An 18,764-nucleotide genomic window follows, 5' to 3' on the forward strand; every position below is an offset into this window, starting at 1 on the left:
TTCTTTAATTCGAGGTGAATGTAATGATCAAAATCGGGTACCGAACGTCCAAAACGGCTCTTGGTATAGCGGTGTCTATTTTAATTGCTGAATGGATCGGCCTTCACAACTCGGCTTCTGCCGGCATTATTGCCATTTTGTGTATTCAAAACACGAAGCAGCAGTCTTTAAAAGCTTCCTGGACCCGTCTTGTAGCCGGGATGCTTGCTCTTTTTTATTCCGCCGTTTTTTTTGAATTGCTTGCTTATCATGCAGTTGTGATCGGCCTGATTGTAATCGTCTTTATTCCGACAACCGTGGCGCTTAAAGTACAGGAAGGCATTGTTTCAAGCACCGTTCTTATTTTGCATATGTATGCTGCAAAAGAAGTTTCTACAGCGCTTCTCTTAAATGAAATGGCTCTTGTCATCATAGGGGTGGGCATAGCACTTGTGCTTAATTCCTACATGCCGAGCGTAGAAAACGAGCTTGTAAAAATGCAGCAGCAGACAGAAGAACTGTTCGAGCGTATTTTCAAAGAAATTATCTCTTACTTACGAACGAATGAACACACTTGGGACGGAAAAGAACTGACGGAAACGGCCGAACTGCTTAAACAGGCAAAATCGCTTTCCTACAAAGACGTACAAAACCATTTTACCCGTCACAACAGCTTGTTTTATCAGTACTTCACGATGCGTGAAAAGCAGTTTGAAATTATTGAACGGCTTATTTCAGTTGTGATTTCCATTTCTCACCGTCCGGAACAGGCGGAAATGATCGCTTCTTTTATGGAAGAAGTAAAAGGGAATATTCACCCGGGCAATACTGCCAAGCTGCACTTAAGCCATTTAAATGATTTAAAACGGGAGTTTGAAGAAATGCCTTTGCCGAAAACACGCGAAGAGTTCGAAGCACGTGCTGCCCTTTTGCAGTTTGTAAGGGAAATGGAACGATATCTCCGTATTAAAGCACGGTTCCGGGGCATGAAAAAAAGAGCAGCCCGTAGGCGCCGCCCTTCTGTTACATAAACATCGTTAAGCCAAACATAAGTGTTGAAATCAACATTGCAAACAACATTAAATACACAACAATCTTTTGAAATGTTTTATTACGCATGAAACTCTCCTTTAAGGGTTGTTGAGTATTATTGTACCGGCAATGAAGCGGATTTTCAACAGGCTCACTGCAGAAGAAACGCCATTTAACCGCTTATCTATTTTCATCAAAGGGGATGGGAACATGAATAAAGTCGATCATATTGGCATAGCCGTTTCATCATTGGAAGCAGCACTTTTACTGTATGCCGGGCAGCTTGGCATGACTCATATCAAAACAGAAACTGTTGCGTCACAGAAGGTGCGCGTCGCTTTTATTGATGCCGGTAATGTAAAGTTGGAATTATTAGAGCCGGCTGCGCCTGACAGCCCAATCGCCCGGTTTATCCAAAAACGGGGGCCTGGGATCCACCATATCGCGTTTAACGTGAAAGATATCGAGACGAGAATAGCGGAGATGAAAAGCCGGGGAATTGAGATGATTCAAGAGGAGCCGGCCGCCGGTGCAGGAGGAGCTAAAATTGCTTTTATGCATCCGAAGTCAACAGGCAGCGTGCTGATGGAACTCTGTGAAAAAGGGGAGGGCGAAGCATGAAGGATATGTTTGATGCTATTCATTATTTGCAGGATAAACGGCGGGAAGTGGAATTGGGCGGCGGCGACGAGCGAATTGACAAGCAGCATGAAAAAGGAAAACAAACAGCGCGTGAGCGGATTGACCTGCTTGTAGATGAAGGTACATTCGTCGAACTAAATCCATTTGCCAAACACCGAAGCATAGATTTTGGACTTGACCGCATTGAGGGACCTGGAGACGGAGTTGTCACAGGATACGGGAAAGTAAACGGCCGTCCGATTTATTTGTTCTCACAGGATTTTACCGTTTTCGGAGGCGCTCTCGGTGAAATGCACGCACAGAAAATTGTTCACGTCATGGACTTAGCGGCTAAAAATGGTGCTCCTTTTGTCGGTTTAAACGACTCAGGAGGAGCACGTATTCAAGAGGGAGTCCTTTCGCTTGATGGATACGGCCAAATTTTTTATCGGAATGCGATTTATTCAGGAGTGATTCCGCAAATCTCAGTTATTTTAGGCCCATGTGCGGGCGGCGCGGTGTATTCGCCGGCCATTACTGATTTTGTTTTTATGGTCGACCAAACGAGCCAGATGTTTATTACAGGCCCTAAAGTGATCCAAACGGTAACAGGTGAAAAAATTTCGGCCGAAGATTTAGGCGGGGCAAAGGTACATAACACCGTCAGCGGCAATGCCCATTTTCGCGGCCGTACAGAAGAAGAAGTAATAGAAGGCGTGCGCACATTACTAACCTATTTTCCTCAGAACAATCATCAAAAAACACCTCTTTCTGCAGTAAAAGATGAAAGCGATTACCGAGACGACTTGGCGGATATAGTGCCATTTGACGGGCTTCGTCCATATGATGTGCGCCTCGTTGTCAGCGAAGTTGTCGATACAGGCTCTTTTATGGAAGTTCAAAAAGAATTCGCCAAAAACATTGTAGTCGGCTTTGCCAGAATAAAAGGAGAAGCGGTCGGCCTTGTCTGCAACCAGCCAAAATGTATGGCAGGAGGGCTCGATATTGATTCATCTGATAAAGCAGCCCGGTTTATCCGCTTTTGTGATTCGTTTAATATTCCCCTGATTACCTTTGAAGATGTTTCAGGCTTTTTTCCGGGTGTGAAGCAGGAGCTGGGCGGAATTATCCGCCACGGTGCCAAAATTCTGTACGCTTATTCAGAAGCGACCGTACCGAAAATTACGGTGATTTTAAGAAAAGCGTATGGCGGTGCTTATGTTGCCCTTAATTCAAAGTCTATTGGCGCTGACCTCGTATTTGCCTGGCCGAATGCGGAAATTGCCGTTATGGGGCCTGAAGGCGCTGCAAATATTATTTTTGCCCGTGAAATTGCCGAAAGTCCAAATCCGGAAGCGGCCCGTCAGGCGAAAATAGAAGAGTATCGCAGAAAATTCGCCCACCCTTATGTGGCGGCTGCCCATGGGATCGTGGATGATATCATTGATCCGCGCGAAACACGCATTAAGTTGATTCAAGCGCTTGATATGATGCGGACAAAACAAGAGGACCGGCCAAAGAAAAAACATGGAAACATGCCTTTATAAACGGTGCTGCAGCGCGTGCTGGCTGATTTTTCCGTTTGAAATGTTTATAATGAAAAAGTGAGAAAATGTGGAGGTGCTGCGCGATGAATGAAGAACGTTTAGTAAATGAATTTTTAGAACTTGTACAAACAGATTCAGAAACAAAGCATGAACAGGTGATTGCCCAGCTGCTTAAAAAGAAATTTGAAGATCTCGGCTTGGATGTTCATGAGGACGAGGCAGCGGCAAAAACAGGACATGGAGCCGGCAATTTAATTTGTACCCTGACGGGAAATAAACCGGGTGTTGATCCGATTTATTTTACCTCTCATATGGATACAGTGGTTCCGGCCAACGGGGTAAAGCCTGTTGTAGAGAACGGCATCGTCAAAACAGACGGCACAACCATTTTAGGAGCGGATGATAAAGCCGGGCTTGCGGCTATGTTTGAAATGATCCGTCAGCTCAAAGAGCGTAATATCGAGCACGGAGACATTCAATTTATCATTACCGTCGGGGAAGAGTCCGGGCTTGTAGGAGCGAAAGTGCTTGATCCATCTCTTATCAAAGCTAAATATGGGTTTGCTCTTGATAGTGACGGGGATGTCGGCAATATTATTATAGCCGCACCGACGCAGGCCAAAATTACGGCGCATGTATACGGGAAAACAGCGCACGCCGGTGTAGCACCTGAAAAAGGTGTCTCAGCGATCACAATGGCTGCTAAAGCGATTGCGCGCATGCCTCTTGGCCGGATTGATGAGGAAACGACTGCGAATATTGGCCGCTTTGAAGGCGGACAGGCAACCAATATCGTTTGTGATTATGTTAAAATTTTGGCGGAAGCCCGCTCGCTTGTACCGGATAAAATGGAGGAGCAGGCGGGTAAAATGAAAGCCGCTTTTGAGAAAGTGGCAGCCGAAATGGGCGGTCGTGCAGAAGTAGAAATTGAAGTCATGTATCCAGGCTTTAAATTTGGTGCTGACGATCATGTTGTACAAGTAGCACAGAAAGCTGCCACAAAAATCGGCCGGCCATCCGAGCTTTTAACAAGCGGCGGCGGAAGCGACGCCAATGTCATTGCCGGTTTTGGCATTCCGACTGTCAACCTGGCTGTCGGATACGAAGACATTCATACAGTGAACGAAAAAATGCCGGTAAAGGAATTAGTCAAGCTTGCCGAAATGGCAGTCGCTATTGTAGAAATTACAGCAGAATAAAAAAGCAGCTGCCGAAACGGGCAGCTGCTTTTTGCTTCTATAAGAGCCATATGGATAAGGTTAGGGAATATCTCTTTTTTTAAAGCGGCCGCCGCACACCTCTGTAATGACGCCTGCCCCTAAAAACAGCCGGATCAACTTCTTCAACCATTCCTTAAATTTCTTTCAGAGGACTCATTGGTGCTGAATTTTTTGCTGGTGAAAAGTGAGGCAAATTCATTCTGCTTTCGTAAAATAGTTGGATGAGAGCGGGAAAGGAGCCGCGCTGTTATGGATAATGCAGCCTTGCCGCGTCTTTATTTTTTACTCATCGCACGCAAATGTCTCTCTTACAAAAGGGATAAGCATCTTCATACATGGGCTCATTCATAAAAAATAAAGAAATATAATAGTTTTACGGTGCCTTTATAGTATATTATAAGAAAATGAACGCCATGACGGGCGCTGTTTGACCGTAAAGACCGACATTGATAGGGCATGAAAAAAGACGCCTTTTAAAAGGCGTCTTCATAAGCAAGATTAGTTACATACATCTACATCAAGCATGTTCAGCGGCCACCAGAAGAAGCCGTCTTTCTCAAGGAGTGCATCGGCTGCCTGTGGTCCTTTCGTATTGGCCGCGTAATTTGGAAACGAAGCTTTTTCCTCACGCCATGCTTTTGAAATGACATCCACAAAGCTCCAGGAAAGAGATACTTCGTCCCAATGCGTGAAGTTCGTCGAATCGCCGCGCATAGCATCATGAATAAGCTTTTCATATGCTTCAGGCGTATTCATAATATCAACACCGTTGTTTGCGTAGCTAAGCTTAACCGGTGTTGTTTCCAGCTGATGGCCGGCACGCTTTGCATTCAAGTGAAGCGTAATACCCTCTTCCGGCTGAATATGAATAACGAGCAGGTTTGGCTCCAATTCCTGATCATCCGGACGATAATACAGGTTCATTGGGATATCTTTAAACTGAACCACGATTTTCGTTGATTTCATCGGCATCCGTTTTCCTGTGCGGATATAAAATGGCACACCCGCCCAGCGGAAATTATCAAACATGATTTTTCCAGCTACATATGTTTCTGTATTGGACTGGGGATCCACATTGCTCTCCTGGCGGTAACCAAGAAGAAGTTCACCTTCATTCGGACCGTACTGGCCGCGGACAAAATAATCATTGACCGTTTCAGGCGTTAACGGACGCATAGAACGGAAGGCCCGAACTTTTTCCAGCCGGATTTCTTCATCCTGAAGGCTGATTGGCGGCTCCATAGCAAGAAGGGCTACCATTTGGAGCATATGGTTTTGAACCATGTCTTTTAATGCGCCGCTTGTTTCATAATAGCCGCCGCGCTCTTCCACACCAAGCGTTTCGCTGGATGTAATTTGAATATTTGAAATATATCGGTTATTCCAAAGCGGTTCAAATAGTGCATTTGCAAAACGGATCGTTTCGATGTTCTGCACCATTTCCTTGCCAAGATAATGGTCAATTCGGTAAATGTCTTTTTCATCAAATGATTGACGAATTTGGGCATTCAGCTCTTGAGCAGAAGGAAGGTCATGGCCAAACGGCTTTTCAATCACAAGACGGCCAAAGCCTTCCGTATCCGTTAAACCGTCTGCTTTTAAATGATCGGCGATTGTTCCAAAAAATTCCGGTGCCATCGCCAGGTAAAAAAGACGATTGCCGCCGAGAGCATAGGTTTGGTCAATCTCGTTGGCGAGTGTGCGCAATTCAGCATACGAATCGGAATCCGATACATCGTGCGGCAGATAATAAAAATGTGAAATAAATTCATCTATTTGGTCATGAAGAGAAGTGGATTTCATGACGGATTCTCTTACGTGTTCCCGGAACACTTCATTGTCCCACGGGCGGCGTGCTGTTCCGATCACGGCAAAGCCCGAAGCTAAATGTCCTTTCCGGTAAAGACGGTAAAGGGACGGATATAATTTTCTTTTAGCCAAGTCTCCTGTTGCGCCGAACAGGATTGTCAGCGCTGATGGCGTTTCAAATTGTTTCACGATAGTAACCCCGCTTTTGAGTTTTCATTTTTATACTATTGCATTTTTTCACAAAACAGTGAAAGTGACAAGTATTTTTGTTTATGATACATATATGTCAAAAGAAGATAAACAAAGGAGTGTTTCTGATCGAACTTTTATTTCTTGGTACCGGGGCTGGCGTTCCTGGAAAACGGCGTAATGTTACGTCCATCGCCCTGAAAATGCTGAATGAGCGCGGTGCAGTCTGGCTGATTGACTGCGGTGAAGCCACGCAGCATCAAATTTTACATACGAGCTTAAAGCCGCGCCGCATAGAAAAAATTTTCATTACGCATTTGCACGGCGATCACCTTTTTGGACTGCCTGGATTACTTGGCAGCCGTTCATTTCAAGGCGGGACGGAACCGTTAACCGTGTATGGGCCGCCCGGCATAAGAGCTTTTATTGAAACAGCTCTTTTAGTCAGCAATACTCATTTACAATACCCTCTTTTAATCGAAGAAATTCAAGATGGAACGGTGTTTGAAGACAGCCACATGCTTGTAACAGCCGAAAAGCTTGATCACGGAATTGATTCATACGGCTACCGATTTGCTGAAAAGGAAAAGCCTGGCGAACTGCTTGTTGAAAAGCTGCGCGAGGATGGGATTCCGCCGGGCCCTGTTTATAAAAAAATAAAAGAAGGACAGACGGTTACCCTCCCGGATGGGCGGGTTATTGACCCAGCTCCATACACAAGCGGCCCGCAGCCGGGAAAAATCATCACTGTCCTGGGTGATACAAGACAGTGTGAAAGTGCCGTCCGGCTGGCCCGCAATGCAAACGTACTTGTTCATGAAGCGACGTTTGATGCCAAAAGTGAAAAGATGGCCCGTGATTATTTCCATTCAACGACGAAACAGGCAGCCGAAACAGCGGAACGGGCTGGAGCGAAAAAACTATGCCTGACCCATATCAGCTCCCGCTATACAAAAGAAGAAGAGCAGCAGCTTGCAAAGGAAGCGGCTGAACGGTTCCCATCTGTCGTGATTGCGCATGATTTCCTGGAAGTTCCGATTGATTAGCGGATATAAGCATTGCCAAGGCGCTTTGACTGGACAGCTGCTTCTTTAACACCTGCTTCAATCGCCTGCTTTACCCGAAATTCATCAAATGTGCGCACAGCCGCTTCGGTTGTGCCTCCAGGACTTGTGATGGCTTTCCGGAGGGCAGCGGCCTGGCCGTCATGTTTAGAGAACATGCTGGCAGCACCAAGCATTGTCTGCATGAGCAGTTCCTTCGCTGTGTCATGGTCCAGGCCAAGATCTTCACCAGCCTGCTGGATCGCTTCTGCTACATAATAGAAGTAAGCAGGGCCGCTTCCAGAAACAGCCGTTACAGCATCCATTTTCGATTCATCGACCGTAATCGCGGTGCCAATAGCCGAAAATAAATGAATGGCAGCAGCATGCTGTTCTTCTGTAACAAAGCGGTTCAGGGCAATCGCCGTAGCGGATTTTCTGACTGCAGCGGACGTGTTAGGCATCGAGCGGATAATGGCGCACGGCTTACCGATCGTTTCCTCCATAAAATCAAGGCTGACACCAGCAAGTAAACTGACGATAACCGAATTCTCCTGAATAAAAGGCTGAATGCTCAACAGGCCGGCTTCTGCATCTTTCGGCTTCATAGCCAGTACAACCAGATCAGCATCCCGCACAGCGGCGCCGGCTTCATAGCCGGTTTGAACCCCGAATTCATCCGCGAGCTGCCGCAGCCTGGCATCGTTGGCTTTATTCGTTACATATGTATGTTCAGCCTTTAAGGCACCGCTCTGCAGAGCTCCAGCGATGAGGGCTTCTGCCATAGAGCCCGCGCCAATAAAAACAGCTTTCAATTTCATTCCTCCCATTGCCTAAACATTTTGACTTTTCAAGTGATTATGCGGAATAATCACCCATCTGTCAAGAGGAGAGGATAAAGGGAATGACAATTCCTTTCTGAAACGCTGCATGAAATAGAACAATGAGTATATAAGCAAGAATGAGGTGAAAAAATGGCGATTGAAATGTATAAGGATATTGTAAAAATAACCGTGCCAACCCCTTTTCCAATCGGTGACGTTAATACATATGTTGTAAAAGGAGACCTGCTGACCTTGATCGATGCGGGTATTCGCACGGAAGAAGCAGGCGCCGCCTTAAAAGCGGGATTGAAAAATGCAGGCTACGAGGTTTCGGATATCGAACAAGTGGTTTTAACCCACCATCACCCTGACCATATCGGGCTTTTAGATCATTTTAACGTCCATATATATGGCCATGAGTACGCCAAAAACTGGCTTTCCTATAATGAGCCCTTTATGCAATGGCGCAAAGAGTTTTTCTCTGCTCTTTTCAAAGAGTTTGGTATTCCGGCAGACAAATACGAAATGGCAGCGAATCTGGAAAAAACATTGCCTTTTGGATCGCAGAGGAGCCGGCTCAGCGGCTTTTTAAAAGAGGGAGATGCTATTCCGGGCCTGCCGGATTTTCGTGTGTTTGAAACGCCGGGCCATGCGCAGAGCCATCTTGTTTTTTACCGGGAAAAGGACGGCCTCCTTCTGGCTGGAGACCATATACTAAAAACCGTTTCGTCCAATCCTCTGATTGAACCGCCAATGGAAGTGGGAGGGACGCGAAGCATGCCACTGCTTCAATATCATCATTCATTGAAAAAAATAATGGATCTGGATATCAGCCACGTGATGACAGGGCATGGAAATGATCTTTCATCGATCAAGCCGCTGCTTCAGCGCCGCTTTGAACGGCAGCATGAACGGGCTATGCTTGTTTTATCCATGCTTCAAAGCCGGCCTATGACTATGTTTGAGCTGTGTATCCAGCTGTTTCCGGAAGTATACGAAAAACAAACCGGCTTAACGCTGTCTGAAACAGCCGGACAAGTTGATTATTTACTCCAGCAGGGAAGTATTCGCGCAGACCGGGCAGAGGACGGGGTGATTTATTACTATGGAGCGTAATCAAGAAAAAGTTGTGGTGATCACAGGTGCTTCGTCGGGACTTGGTGCAGAACTTGCGAGAGCTGCCGGAGCAAAAGGATACCGTCTTGTGCTTCTTGCAAGACGGCTGGACCGGTTAAAGAAGCTGCAAAAGGAGCTGAACGGACGGGGCGTCTCTGTCCGCGTGTTTGAAGCGGATGTGGCAGACAGGCAGAGAATGGAAGACGTATTTAAACAAATAGGCATGGTTGATGTACTCATTAACAACGCGGGAGTCGGTTTTTTTACATGGGCACATGAAGCGAAGGCGGAGGAAACCAAGCAGATGCTCGATGTAAATGTGAGCGGGCTGATTACGTGCTGTGAACTGGTTGTTCCACACATGATGGCGCGCCGGAGCGGTCACATTATTAATATTGCATCACAAGCCGGCAAGATGGCTACGCCAAAGTCAGCCGTTTATGCGGCGACAAAACATGCAGTACTCGGTTACACGAACAGCCTGAGAATGGAAATGAGCCGTGCCGGAGTGCTGGTGACGGCCATTAATCCCGGCCCGATTGCGACACCATTTTTTGACCAGGCCGACCCGGAAGGCACGTACGTAAAAAATGCCGGCCGTTTTATGCTGGACCCAAAAAAAGTAGCCGAAAAAACGATTGCCATCATCGGACGGCCAGTGCGGGAAGTGAACGTTCCGCGCTGGATGGCCGCAGGCAGCCGCATTCATTCCCTGTTTCCGAACGCAGTTGAAAAACTGGGGAAAAACGCTTTTTTCAAAAAATAAAAAGGAGCCGATTCGGCTCCTTTCAGATTGTAGACAGATAAAAGTGATTGCCAAAGGATTTCTTTCGTTTCTTTTTTATGCAAGTCGTGCGGGCGGCTGGGATGAGAGCCGCCTGTGTGGTTGAATAAAACCATACACAGCTTAACAGACACACATGACCCATCAGCAAAGCGGTAAAAGCGCATATAGAGATGCCCTCTTTACTGATTTTTCGAAACAAATGGGGAAGCCGGCCGGACGAAGACTCATGCGGGATGCACAGTGAGCCGGGAGACCCCACAGGCGCGTGCGCTGAGGAGCCTCCCTCACTGACCGTGGAAAGCGTAGTCCGGCCGGCTTTCCCTATCGGCTCTTTTTAAGAAGCAATGTTTCTTGAAAAGTCTCCTGCCCATTTTCGACGGTGAAAACTTTTATAAAAAAAGACTGACGACTTTGTCGACAGTCCCGAAGGAGCCAGATCGGCTCCTTTTTATAATGGATATAAATCAAACTCTGCCAGAAAACGATCAATGGCTGCTTCATATTCTTCTGGATTTTCATTATAAGATTGAGCGTGTCTGCCGTTTTCGGCCATAAAGAGCTGTTTCGGCCCTTTTTTTGCTTTAAACAGTGCTTCCGTCATATCAGGAAGGATAAAGTCATCTTCTTTGCTGTGAATAAAAAGAACCGGCTTCTCGATGGATTGAATCGCTTCGAGCGGAGACAGCTCCGTCATTTTATAACGCCCGCGCAGCCAAACGGCCCATTCTGCAATGGTCATAAAAAAAGGAGGAGAAAAACCGAGCTCTCTTTTCATTTGATGGCGTACCTGCTGCCGAAAATCTGAGAATGGACAATCTGCTATATAAAAAGATGCTTTGTCTTCCACCGTGCCGGCATAAAGTAAAAGCGTAACCGCACCCATTGATTCTCCATGGATGCCAAAGCGGACACTCTCACCTTCCCGGCGGACCAGTTCATCGATGACCGCTTTTAAATCATGCTTTTCAAAATGACCATAGCTTGTAAAAGACCCTTCGGACTCTCCGTGCCGGCGGTGGTCAAAAAGAATGGCGTTAAAGCCGCGCTTTAAAAATACATTCATATATTTTACAGAGTTGATTTTATGCTCTGTGACTCCATGGCAGAAGATTACATATGGACGGCCGGGGTTAGGTGTAATAAACACACTTTTTAAACGGGTGCCGTCTATAGAACGGACCCACACTTCCTCTTTCGGAAGCTGCTTGTACAGCTCAAGGTCAAATCGCCCGGCTTTTGTTTCCCGTTCCGCAACTGCTTCTTCCGCTTTTTTGGCGATATACAAAATCCGCTGGGACAAATAAAGGCCGGTTCCTGCTATGGCCAGCACCGCAGAAGCACTGGCGGCCAGGCCTTTTTTTACAGCCGATGCGCGTCGTAATCGGCTGTTTTTGAGATATCTTGTATCCATTTATACTCTTCCTCCGTCAGCGCTGCTTCCCGTACGGCACGGGCATTTTCTTTCAGCTGCTCAATGGAGCTTGCCCCGGCCACAACAGTAGCAGCAGCTGGATGACCGAGCACATAGCGGAAAGCAAGCCCGTTTAATGTGCGTCCTTCCGGCACGTTTTTCTCAAGTGTTGACAGCACCGATTCGAGTTCCGGCTCACTGTACCAGTTAAGCCCTTTTTTTGCCGCCTTTGAAAGCTTGTCACGCCAGTGGCTGGTTAAAAGTCCGAAGGCCACCGGACCGCGTGCGGCGACAGTGACGCCATTCTCTGCTAAAATAGGAAGCGCCTGTACTTCAGGACGGCGGTCCAGTATGCTGTACTGCATCATGACATTTGAAAGATTCGATCTTTTTACATATTCATTGATCACAGTCGGTCGAATGGAGGAAATACCATAAGCACGGATAAGCCCTTCTGCTTTTAATTCCTCAAATGCTTCGATTGTCTCATCAATAGGATCTTCAAGGGTGCCGCCGTGCAGCTGGTATAAATCAATATAGTCAACACTGAGCCGTTTTAAACTTTGTTTGGCTGCTTCTTTTATGTATGCCTTTGAGGCATCCCACGTCCAGCTGTCTTTCGACTCGGTCCAGCGGTTGCCTGCTTTTGTCGCGATCACGACCTGGTCACGGACTGCGTGCAATGTTTTGCCGACCAGCTGTTCATTAACACCGAAGTCGTATAAATCAGCTGTATCAAAATAGGTGATGCCTTCATCTAGAGCTGTTTTTAAAAGCGTTTCTGCCTGCTTTTCTTCGGTGCCGATGGACATGCATCCAAGACCCAGCTCGCTGGCGTAAATACCAGATTTCCCAATTTCGCGTTTATTCAATTTGCATCACCTTCCTTTTTTGTACAGTGTAACATATGGAAGAAAAAAATAGAAAAGAGGGACCTTTATGCACAAATTTGAAGAGAAAACAACGAAAAGTGAATCGATTTTCAGCGGAAAAGTGATACAGGTACGAGTGGATGAGGTTATACTGCCGGATGGAAAGCACTCAAAACGAGAATTAATTAAACATCCGGGTGCGGTTTGTGTGATCGCGATTACAGATGAAAAGAAAATCATTTTGGTAGAACAGTACCGGAAAGCACTGGAGCGCCCGCTCGTTGAAGTGCCGGCAGGAAAGCTGGAGCCAGGAGAAGAGCCGTCTCTTTGTGCCGCGCGGGAGCTGGAAGAAGAAACGGGCTATCGTCCAGGCAGTATCCGGCCTGTTCAATCGTTTTACACATCGCCGGGATTTGCGGATGAACTTGTACATGTTTTTTTAGCGGAGCAGCTTCAAAAGGTTGAGGGCGGACTTGCAGCAGATGAAGATGAGTTTGTAGACCTGCTCGAAGTCACGCTGGAAGAAGCAGAGGAACTGGCGAAAACCGAACGTATTTTTGATGCCAAAACACTTTGGGCACTGCAATATATCCGCTTAAACGGCCTGGCATAATAAGGGTTCCCCTCTCATATAGTGCCAAAAGAGAGGGGGGCCTCCATTTATGTGGACTGCCATCATCGAACACATTCAAAAAAGAGCCGCACTATATTTGTTTTCAGCCGTATTGTTTATGACGGGAACAGCATTCGGAGCGATTACAGTCAACAGCATGGAACCGGTGCAGAAATCGGAGCTGTACACGTATGTAAAAGAATTTTTCGGCCAGTCTTCGTCCGGAACTGTTGCCAACCCGACTGATCTTTTTGTGGAGAGCTTAATTCATAACATAAAGTTTACAGGGGCGATGTGGGTCGCCGGCATTTCGATTATCGGACTGCCGCTTATTTTTATTCTTCTTTTTATTAAAGGAGCTGTAACAGGGTTTTCTGTCGGCTTTCTTATCCAGCAAATGAAATGGGACGGGCTCTTTCTGTCGCTTCTGGCCATTTTGCCGCAGAACCTGATTCTCATACCTGTTTTTCTTTTTACCGCTGTGATGTCGGCATCCTGCTCGATTCGTCTTGTACAAAAAATTACAACCCGTCAGACAATGCCTCTTCCGGTTGCCAAAAGTGTTTTTTCGTATATAGGGTACGCTGCAGCAGGGGCGGCGGCTATTTTGCTTGCGTCTTTAACAGAGGCGTTTATTTCAAGCCAGTTTATGAATATTCTCGTAAATAAATTCTTTTGATTCATTGACGCCTTTTGTTATAATAAAGAGTACATCGGCGAGGGAGGGAACAAATATGGAAAGCCGGATTGACCGAATAAAAAAACAGCTGCATGCGGCAAGCTACAAATTAACACCGCAGCGTGAAGCTACTGTGCGTGTTCTTCTTGAGCATGAAGAGGACCACTTAAGTGCTGAAGACGTGTACCTCCTCGTTAAAGAAAAAGCTCCTGAAATTGGGTTGGCCACAGTCTACAGAACACTCGAATTACTAAATGAACTTAAAGTTGTTGATAAAATAAATTTTGGAGACGGTGTCTCCCGCTATGATCTTCGTCAGGAAGGCGCTGCGCACTTTCATCATCATCTTGTTTGCATCGAGTGTGGAGCAGTGGATGAAATTCAAGAAGATTTGCTTGATGATGTAGAAGCCATTGTGGAAAGTAGATGGAATTTTAAAATTAAAGACCACCGCTTAACGTTCCATGGTATTTGCAGCAGATGCCATTCAAAGCAGCAGGAAGATGAGCAGGAAGATTTAGAAAAGCAGCATGTAGAATAAAACCTTTCGATTCAAGTCGAAAGGTTTTTTTATCATGAAGGAGGCAGGCGGATGAATGACTATGTAAATGATTTCCTGCATTTTTCACTTGTAGAAAAAGGACTTTCTGATAATACCATTTCAGCATACCGGCGTGATCTTCGCCATTATACAGAATACATAGAAAAAGTAGAGCAAGTGAAAATACCGGATATCACACGGCTGCATATTTTACATTTTTTAGAACAGCTGCGGGATCAGGGAAAGTCATCGAAGACGATTGCACGCCATATTTCCACGATCCGCTCTTTTCATCACTTTTTAATTCAAGACCGGATTAGTACGCATGATCCGACGCATCATATTGAAACACCAAAGTCGGGCCGTACGCTTCCAAAAGTATTAAATATGGATGAAACGGAAGCACTGCTGGCAGCACCGGATACTACAACGCCTCTTGGCATGCGGGACAAAGCAATGATTGAACTGATGTATGCATCAGGGCTGCGGGTCAGTGAATTGACGGCTTTAAACAAAGAAGACGTTCATTTAACAATGGGATTTGTGCGCTGCACGGGAAAAGGCGGCAAGGAAAGAATTATCCCGGCCGGCAGTCATGCACTAGGCGCCATTGAACGATACTTGCAGGAGGGCCGCCCCAAGCTTGTATCACCGAAGCGGCGCGATGAAGCCCTGTTTTTAAATCATTATGGACAGCGGCTGACGCGGCAGGGATTTTGGAAGGTGATTAAAGCGCTGGCGAAAAAAGCCACCATTGAAAAAGAGCTTACGCCCCATACGATTCGCCACTCGTTTGCGACCCACCTGCTTGAAAACGGAGCGGACCTGCGGGCTGTCCAGGAAATGCTCGGCCATGCCGATATCTCGACCACGCAGATTTACACACATGTAACGAAAACACGACTAAAGGATGTATACAGCCAGTTTCATCCCCGCGCCTGAAGAAGGTCAGGCGCTTTTTGTTTTTTATAATGAAATGGATTATACTAGAAACGAGAAGTCAGACTTCTGACAATTGCCAGGCAAAGCATGATTTATCCGGCAGTCTGGGTAAAAATAAAGAAGAATGTGATTAGAAGGGAGAAGCGGCCAGATGAATCATTCATTTAAAAGGATTCACTTAATCGTTCTCGACTCAGTAGGTATTGGAGAAGCACCGGATGCTTCTGCTTTCGGAGACGAGGGCGCTGATACGCTTGGGCATATTGCCGAAAAAATGAACGGGCTCAATATGCCGAATATGGCAGCACTTGGCTTGTCAAATATTAAAGAAATTCAAGGTATCCCGAAAGCGGACCATCCGGCGGCTTTTTGGACGAAAATGCAGGAGGCATCAAACGGAAAAGACACCATGACAGGACACTGGGAGATCATGGGGCTGCGTATCGATACGCCGTTCCAGGTTTTCCCGGATGGGTTTCCTGCTTCACTGATTGAAGAATTGGAAGAAAAATCAGGTCGCAGAATTATCGGAAACAAGCCGGCCAGCGGCACCGAAATTTTAGATGAGCTTGGAGAAGAGCATATGAAAACCGGGGCCCTGATCGTGTACACATCAGCAGATTCCGTTTTGCAAATTGCTGCTCACGAGGACATCGTGCCGCTTGATGAGCTGTATCGTATCTGTGAAACGGCGCGTGAAATGACCAAAACCGGTGATTATATGGTCGGCCGCGTGATTGCCCGCCCGTTTATCGGCGAACCGGGGCAGTTTAAACGAACGGCTAACCGGCATGACTATGCACTGAAGCCATTTGGCCGCACGGTCATGAATGAATTAAAGGATGCCGGATTAGATGTAATTGCAGTAGGGAAAATTTCTGATATTTATGACGGGGAAGGCGTTACCGAAGCCCTTCGAACTGTATCAAACATGGATGGAATGGATAAGTTTATTCAAACGGCGGAAAAAGACTTTACCGGCTTGTCTTTTTTGAACCTGGTTGACTTTGACGCTCTTTTTGGACACCGCCGGGACCCGGAGGGCTATGGTAAGGCGCTCGAGGAATTTGATGCGCGGCTGCCAGAGCTTTTAGAAAAACTGACTGAACAGGATCTGCTTATTTTAACGGCGGACCATGGCAATGACCCTGTTCATCATGGAACCGATCATACACGCGAATTTGTCCCGCTGCTCGTTTATTCAAAAGCGTTTGCCGAAGGCCGCGAGCTGCCTCTTCGCAAAACGTTTGCGGATGTTGGCGCATCGGTTGCGGGCAACTTTAACGTCAAAATGCCAGAGCACGGAAATAGTTTTATGGGGGAATTAACATGAACATTCAACATATTGAAGAAGCTGCCGGATTTTTAAAAGAAAAACTAAATGTCACACCAGAGGTCGGATTGATTTTAGGGTCTGGCCTCGGCGTATTGGCGGACGAAGTGGAGAACGCTGTTTCAATTCCATATGAAACCATTCCACATTTCCCGGTTTCAACAGTAGAAGGCCACGCCGGAGAACTTGTCATTGGAACTTTATCCGGAAAAACTGTTGCTGCTATGAAAGGACGCTTCCATTATTATGAAGGGTATTCATTCCAGGAAGTGACATTTCCGGTGCGTGTGATGAAAGAACTGGGCATCGAAACAATTATCGTGACGAATGCAGCGGGCGGTGTAAATGAATCGTTCGAGCCGGGCGACTTAATGCTCATTTCGGACCATTTAAATTTAATGGGCGGAAATCCGCTGATCGGCAAAAATGATTCACGTCTTGGCGTTCGTTTTCCGGATATGTCCGTTGCTTACAGCCGGGAACTAAGAAAACTGGCAAAAAAAGCAGCGGAGCGGATTGGCTTGAACGTTCGGGAGGGCGTTTATGCAGGCAATACGGGTCCAGTTTATGAAACACCGGCGGAAGTGCGCATGGCGCGTGTTCTCGGCGCGGATGCGGTCGGCATGTCTACAGTGCCGGAAGTGATTGCAGCCCGCCACGGCGGCATGAATGTACTCGGTATTTCCTGCATTTCCAACATGGCAGCTGGTATTTTAGACCAGCCTCTGGCACATGACGAAGTAATTGAAACAACAGAAAAGGTACGCGCGGAATTTCTTGCTTACGTGAAGGAGATTGTTCAATCTTTGTAAAGGTGTGATGGATGAATGAGAATGGTGGACGTAATTCATAAAAAGCGTAACGGACAGGCACTGACAGACGAGGAAATTCAATTTTTTGTTCAAGGTTATACAAAAGGCGAAATCCCGGATTATCAGGCATCCGCTTTTATGATGGCGATTTATTTTCAAGGAATGACCCCGCAGGAAACGGCTGTTTTAACAAAAGCGATGGTTGATTCAGGTGAAACGATTGATTTGTCTGGCATTAAAGGCCATAAAGTTGATAAGCACTCAACGGGCGGAGTCGGAGATAAAGTCACATTTATTGTCGGGCCGCTTGTTGCTTCGGCAGGTGTGCCGGTAGCAAAAATGTCCGGCCGTGGCCTTGGCCATACCGGAGGCACGCTTGATAAGCTTGAAGCGATAGCAGGCCTTCAAATTGAAATGTCCAAAGAGCAGTTTATTGATAATGTCAATAAACATAAGCTTGCTGTTGCCGGCCAGACCGGAAATCTTGCTCCAGCCGACAAAAAGCTGTACGCTCTGCGCGATGTAACCGCAACAGTCGAAGCCATTCCGCTGATTGCCGGCTCCATCATGAGTAAAAAGCTTGCATCTGGTGCAGACAGTATTGTATTAGATGTAAAAACAGGGTCCGGCGCGTTTATGAAAACGCTGGAGGACTCCGAGGCTTTAGCAAAAGAAATGGTCGCCATCGGCAATAACCTTGGCCGCAGAACGGTTGCGATTATTAGTGATATGAATCAGCCGCTCGGATTTGAAGTCGGCAATGCCAATGAAATCAAGGAAGCGGCGGCCATTTTGCAAGGGGAGAACGTAGAAGATCTCCGGACCCTCTCGCTTGAAATTGCGTCTCATATGACAGTGCTGGCCGGTGCGTTCAGCAATTACAAAGAAGCACGTGATGCACTTGAGGCGAATCTGGAAAACGGCAAAGCGTTCGAAGCATTCCGCCAGTTTGTAATCGCTCAGGGCGGCGATGTGGACATGATTGATAATCCTGCCAAGCTTCCGCAGGCCTCTTTTCATATTGATGTTGAATCAGGGCAAGAAGGCTTCGTAGCCGAAATTGACGCAGAGTCCATTGGGATAGCTGCTATGTATTTAGGGGCGGGACGCGCAACAAAAGACGATCAAATCAATCATGCTGTCGGTATTACATTAAAGAAAAAAATCGGTGATTTCGTTCAAAAAGGAGAGGTACTCGTTACGCTCCACGCGGATAACGCCACACCAAAAGACTCCATTGAAAAAGTAAAGCAGGCATATCGTTTTTCAAATGAAAAAGTGGAACGGCCGACGCTTATCCATAAAGTGATCAGGGACTGACAAATGTCAGTCTCTTTTTTTGTCGAAAATTAAGAGCTTTTTTCTAGTTTTGGTAGGGGGGAGGAAAATGACTC

Annotated in this window: 19 protein-coding genes; 14 read left to right on the forward strand and 5 right to left on the reverse strand. The window is 46.5% G+C overall.

Going from position 1 to position 18,764, the window contains the following annotated elements; all coding sequences use genetic code 11:
- Positions 1-23: 23 nt before the first annotated feature.
- A complete protein-coding gene (locus tag L2D08_RS09585; protein ID WP_242233547.1) occupies positions 24-1,010 on the forward strand; it encodes an aromatic acid exporter family protein in 987 nt (328 codons plus the stop codon).
- Here the strand turns inward: L2D08_RS09585 and prli42 are convergent.
- On the reverse strand, positions 1,003-1,098 hold the full coding sequence (gene prli42, locus L2D08_RS24460) for a stressosome-associated protein Prli42 (RefSeq protein ID WP_242233548.1): 96 nt from the start codon (positions 1,096-1,098) through the stop codon (positions 1,003-1,005). The genes L2D08_RS09585 and prli42 overlap by 8 nt on opposite strands.
- Positions 1,099-1,221: 123 nt before the next feature.
- On the opposite strand from prli42, the gene mce reads away from it, so the two are divergent.
- The 3 genes from mce (at position 1,222) to L2D08_RS09605 (ending at position 4,378) form a co-directional block, all read left to right on the forward strand.
- Positions 1,222-1,632: a methylmalonyl-CoA epimerase gene (gene mce / locus L2D08_RS09595; protein ID WP_242233549.1), complete on the forward strand. Its 411-nt coding sequence runs from the start codon at positions 1,222-1,224 to the stop codon at positions 1,630-1,632.
- Positions 1,629-3,179 carry an acyl-CoA carboxylase subunit beta gene (locus L2D08_RS09600; protein WP_242233550.1) on the forward strand — a complete coding sequence of 517 codons (1,551 nt, stop codon included), beginning with the start codon at positions 1,629-1,631 and terminating at the stop codon, positions 3,177-3,179. Before mce ends, L2D08_RS09600 begins: the two co-directional genes overlap by 4 nt.
- An 83-nt stretch (positions 3,180-3,262) precedes the next feature.
- Positions 3,263-4,378 carry a M20/M25/M40 family metallo-hydrolase gene (locus L2D08_RS09605; RefSeq protein ID WP_242233551.1) on the forward strand — a complete coding sequence of 372 codons (1,116 nt, stop codon included), beginning with the start codon at positions 3,263-3,265 and terminating at the stop codon, positions 4,376-4,378.
- Between the two features lie 519 nt (positions 4,379-4,897).
- On the opposite strand, the gene zwf is transcribed toward L2D08_RS09605, so the two are convergent.
- Complete coding sequence (gene zwf / locus L2D08_RS09610; protein WP_242233552.1) at positions 4,898-6,397, reverse strand: glucose-6-phosphate dehydrogenase; 1,500 nt, start codon at positions 6,395-6,397, stop codon at positions 4,898-4,900.
- 128 nt (positions 6,398-6,525) lie between these two features.
- On the opposite strand from zwf, the gene rnz reads away from it, so the two are divergent.
- Complete coding sequence (gene rnz / locus L2D08_RS09615; protein WP_242233758.1) at positions 6,526-7,443, forward strand: ribonuclease Z; 918 nt, start codon at positions 6,526-6,528, stop codon at positions 7,441-7,443.
- On the opposite strand, the gene proC is transcribed toward rnz, so the two are convergent.
- Entirely contained in the window at positions 7,440-8,261 is an 822-nt protein-coding gene (proC, locus tag L2D08_RS09620) for a pyrroline-5-carboxylate reductase (protein WP_242233553.1), read from the reverse strand. The genes rnz and proC overlap by 4 nt on opposite strands.
- 153 nt (positions 8,262-8,414) lie before the next feature.
- On the opposite strand from proC, the gene L2D08_RS09625 reads away from it, so the two are divergent.
- Positions 8,415-9,380, forward strand: coding sequence for an MBL fold metallo-hydrolase (locus L2D08_RS09625; protein ID WP_242233554.1), 966 nt, complete (start codon positions 8,415-8,417; stop codon positions 9,378-9,380).
- Positions 9,370-10,146: an SDR family NAD(P)-dependent oxidoreductase gene (locus L2D08_RS09630; protein WP_242233555.1), complete on the forward strand. Its 777-nt coding sequence runs from the start codon at positions 9,370-9,372 to the stop codon at positions 10,144-10,146. Before L2D08_RS09625 ends, L2D08_RS09630 begins: the two co-directional genes overlap by 11 nt.
- Before the next feature lie 469 nt (positions 10,147-10,615).
- On the opposite strand, the gene L2D08_RS09635 is transcribed toward L2D08_RS09630, so the two are convergent.
- Complete coding sequence (locus tag L2D08_RS09635) at positions 10,616-11,578, reverse strand: alpha/beta hydrolase (RefSeq protein ID WP_242233556.1); 963 nt, start codon at positions 11,576-11,578, stop codon at positions 10,616-10,618.
- Positions 11,527-12,450 carry an aldo/keto reductase gene (locus L2D08_RS09640; protein ID WP_242233557.1) on the reverse strand — a complete coding sequence of 308 codons (924 nt, stop codon included), beginning with the start codon at positions 12,448-12,450 and terminating at the stop codon, positions 11,527-11,529. The genes L2D08_RS09635 and L2D08_RS09640 overlap by 52 nt, the downstream gene beginning before the upstream one ends.
- Before the next feature lie 67 nt (positions 12,451-12,517).
- On the opposite strand from L2D08_RS09640, the gene L2D08_RS09645 reads away from it, so the two are divergent.
- The 7 genes from L2D08_RS09645 to L2D08_RS09675 all read left to right on the forward strand — a co-directional run bounded on the left by L2D08_RS09645 (position 12,518) and on the right by L2D08_RS09675 (position 18,690).
- Positions 12,518-13,063 (forward strand): NUDIX hydrolase, encoded by a 546-nt coding sequence (locus L2D08_RS09645; protein ID WP_242233558.1) that lies wholly within the window; start codon positions 12,518-12,520, stop codon positions 13,061-13,063.
- A gap of 49 nt (positions 13,064-13,112) precedes the next feature.
- Positions 13,113-13,742, forward strand: a complete 630-nt coding sequence (spoIIM, locus tag L2D08_RS09650) for a stage II sporulation protein M (protein ID WP_242233559.1) — start codon at positions 13,113-13,115, stop codon at positions 13,740-13,742.
- Positions 13,743-13,797: 55 nt separating this feature from the next.
- Positions 13,798-14,283: a ferric iron uptake transcriptional regulator gene (gene fur / locus L2D08_RS09655; RefSeq protein WP_242233560.1), complete on the forward strand. Its 486-nt coding sequence runs from the start codon at positions 13,798-13,800 to the stop codon at positions 14,281-14,283.
- 51 nt (positions 14,284-14,334) lie between these two features.
- Positions 14,335-15,225, forward strand: a complete 891-nt coding sequence (xerD, locus tag L2D08_RS09660; RefSeq protein ID WP_242233561.1) for a site-specific tyrosine recombinase XerD — start codon at positions 14,335-14,337, stop codon at positions 15,223-15,225.
- A gap of 151 nt (positions 15,226-15,376) precedes the next feature.
- On the forward strand, positions 15,377-16,558 hold the full coding sequence (gene deoB, locus L2D08_RS09665) for a phosphopentomutase (protein ID WP_242233562.1): 1,182 nt from the start codon (positions 15,377-15,379) through the stop codon (positions 16,556-16,558).
- The gene (locus tag L2D08_RS09670; RefSeq protein ID WP_242233563.1) at positions 16,555-17,370 is read left to right on the forward strand and encodes a purine-nucleoside phosphorylase; all 816 of its coding nucleotides are present in this window, start codon (positions 16,555-16,557) and stop codon (positions 17,368-17,370) included. Before deoB ends, L2D08_RS09670 begins: the two co-directional genes overlap by 4 nt.
- Positions 17,371-17,385: 15 nt before the next feature.
- Positions 17,386-18,690: a pyrimidine-nucleoside phosphorylase gene (locus L2D08_RS09675; RefSeq protein ID WP_242233564.1), complete on the forward strand. Its 1,305-nt coding sequence runs from the start codon at positions 17,386-17,388 to the stop codon at positions 18,688-18,690.
- Positions 18,691-18,764 lie beyond the last annotated feature (74 nt).

The organism is Domibacillus sp. PGB-M46, from assembly GCF_022668875.1.
Lineage (GTDB): Bacteria > Bacillota > Bacilli > Bacillales > Domibacillaceae > Domibacillus.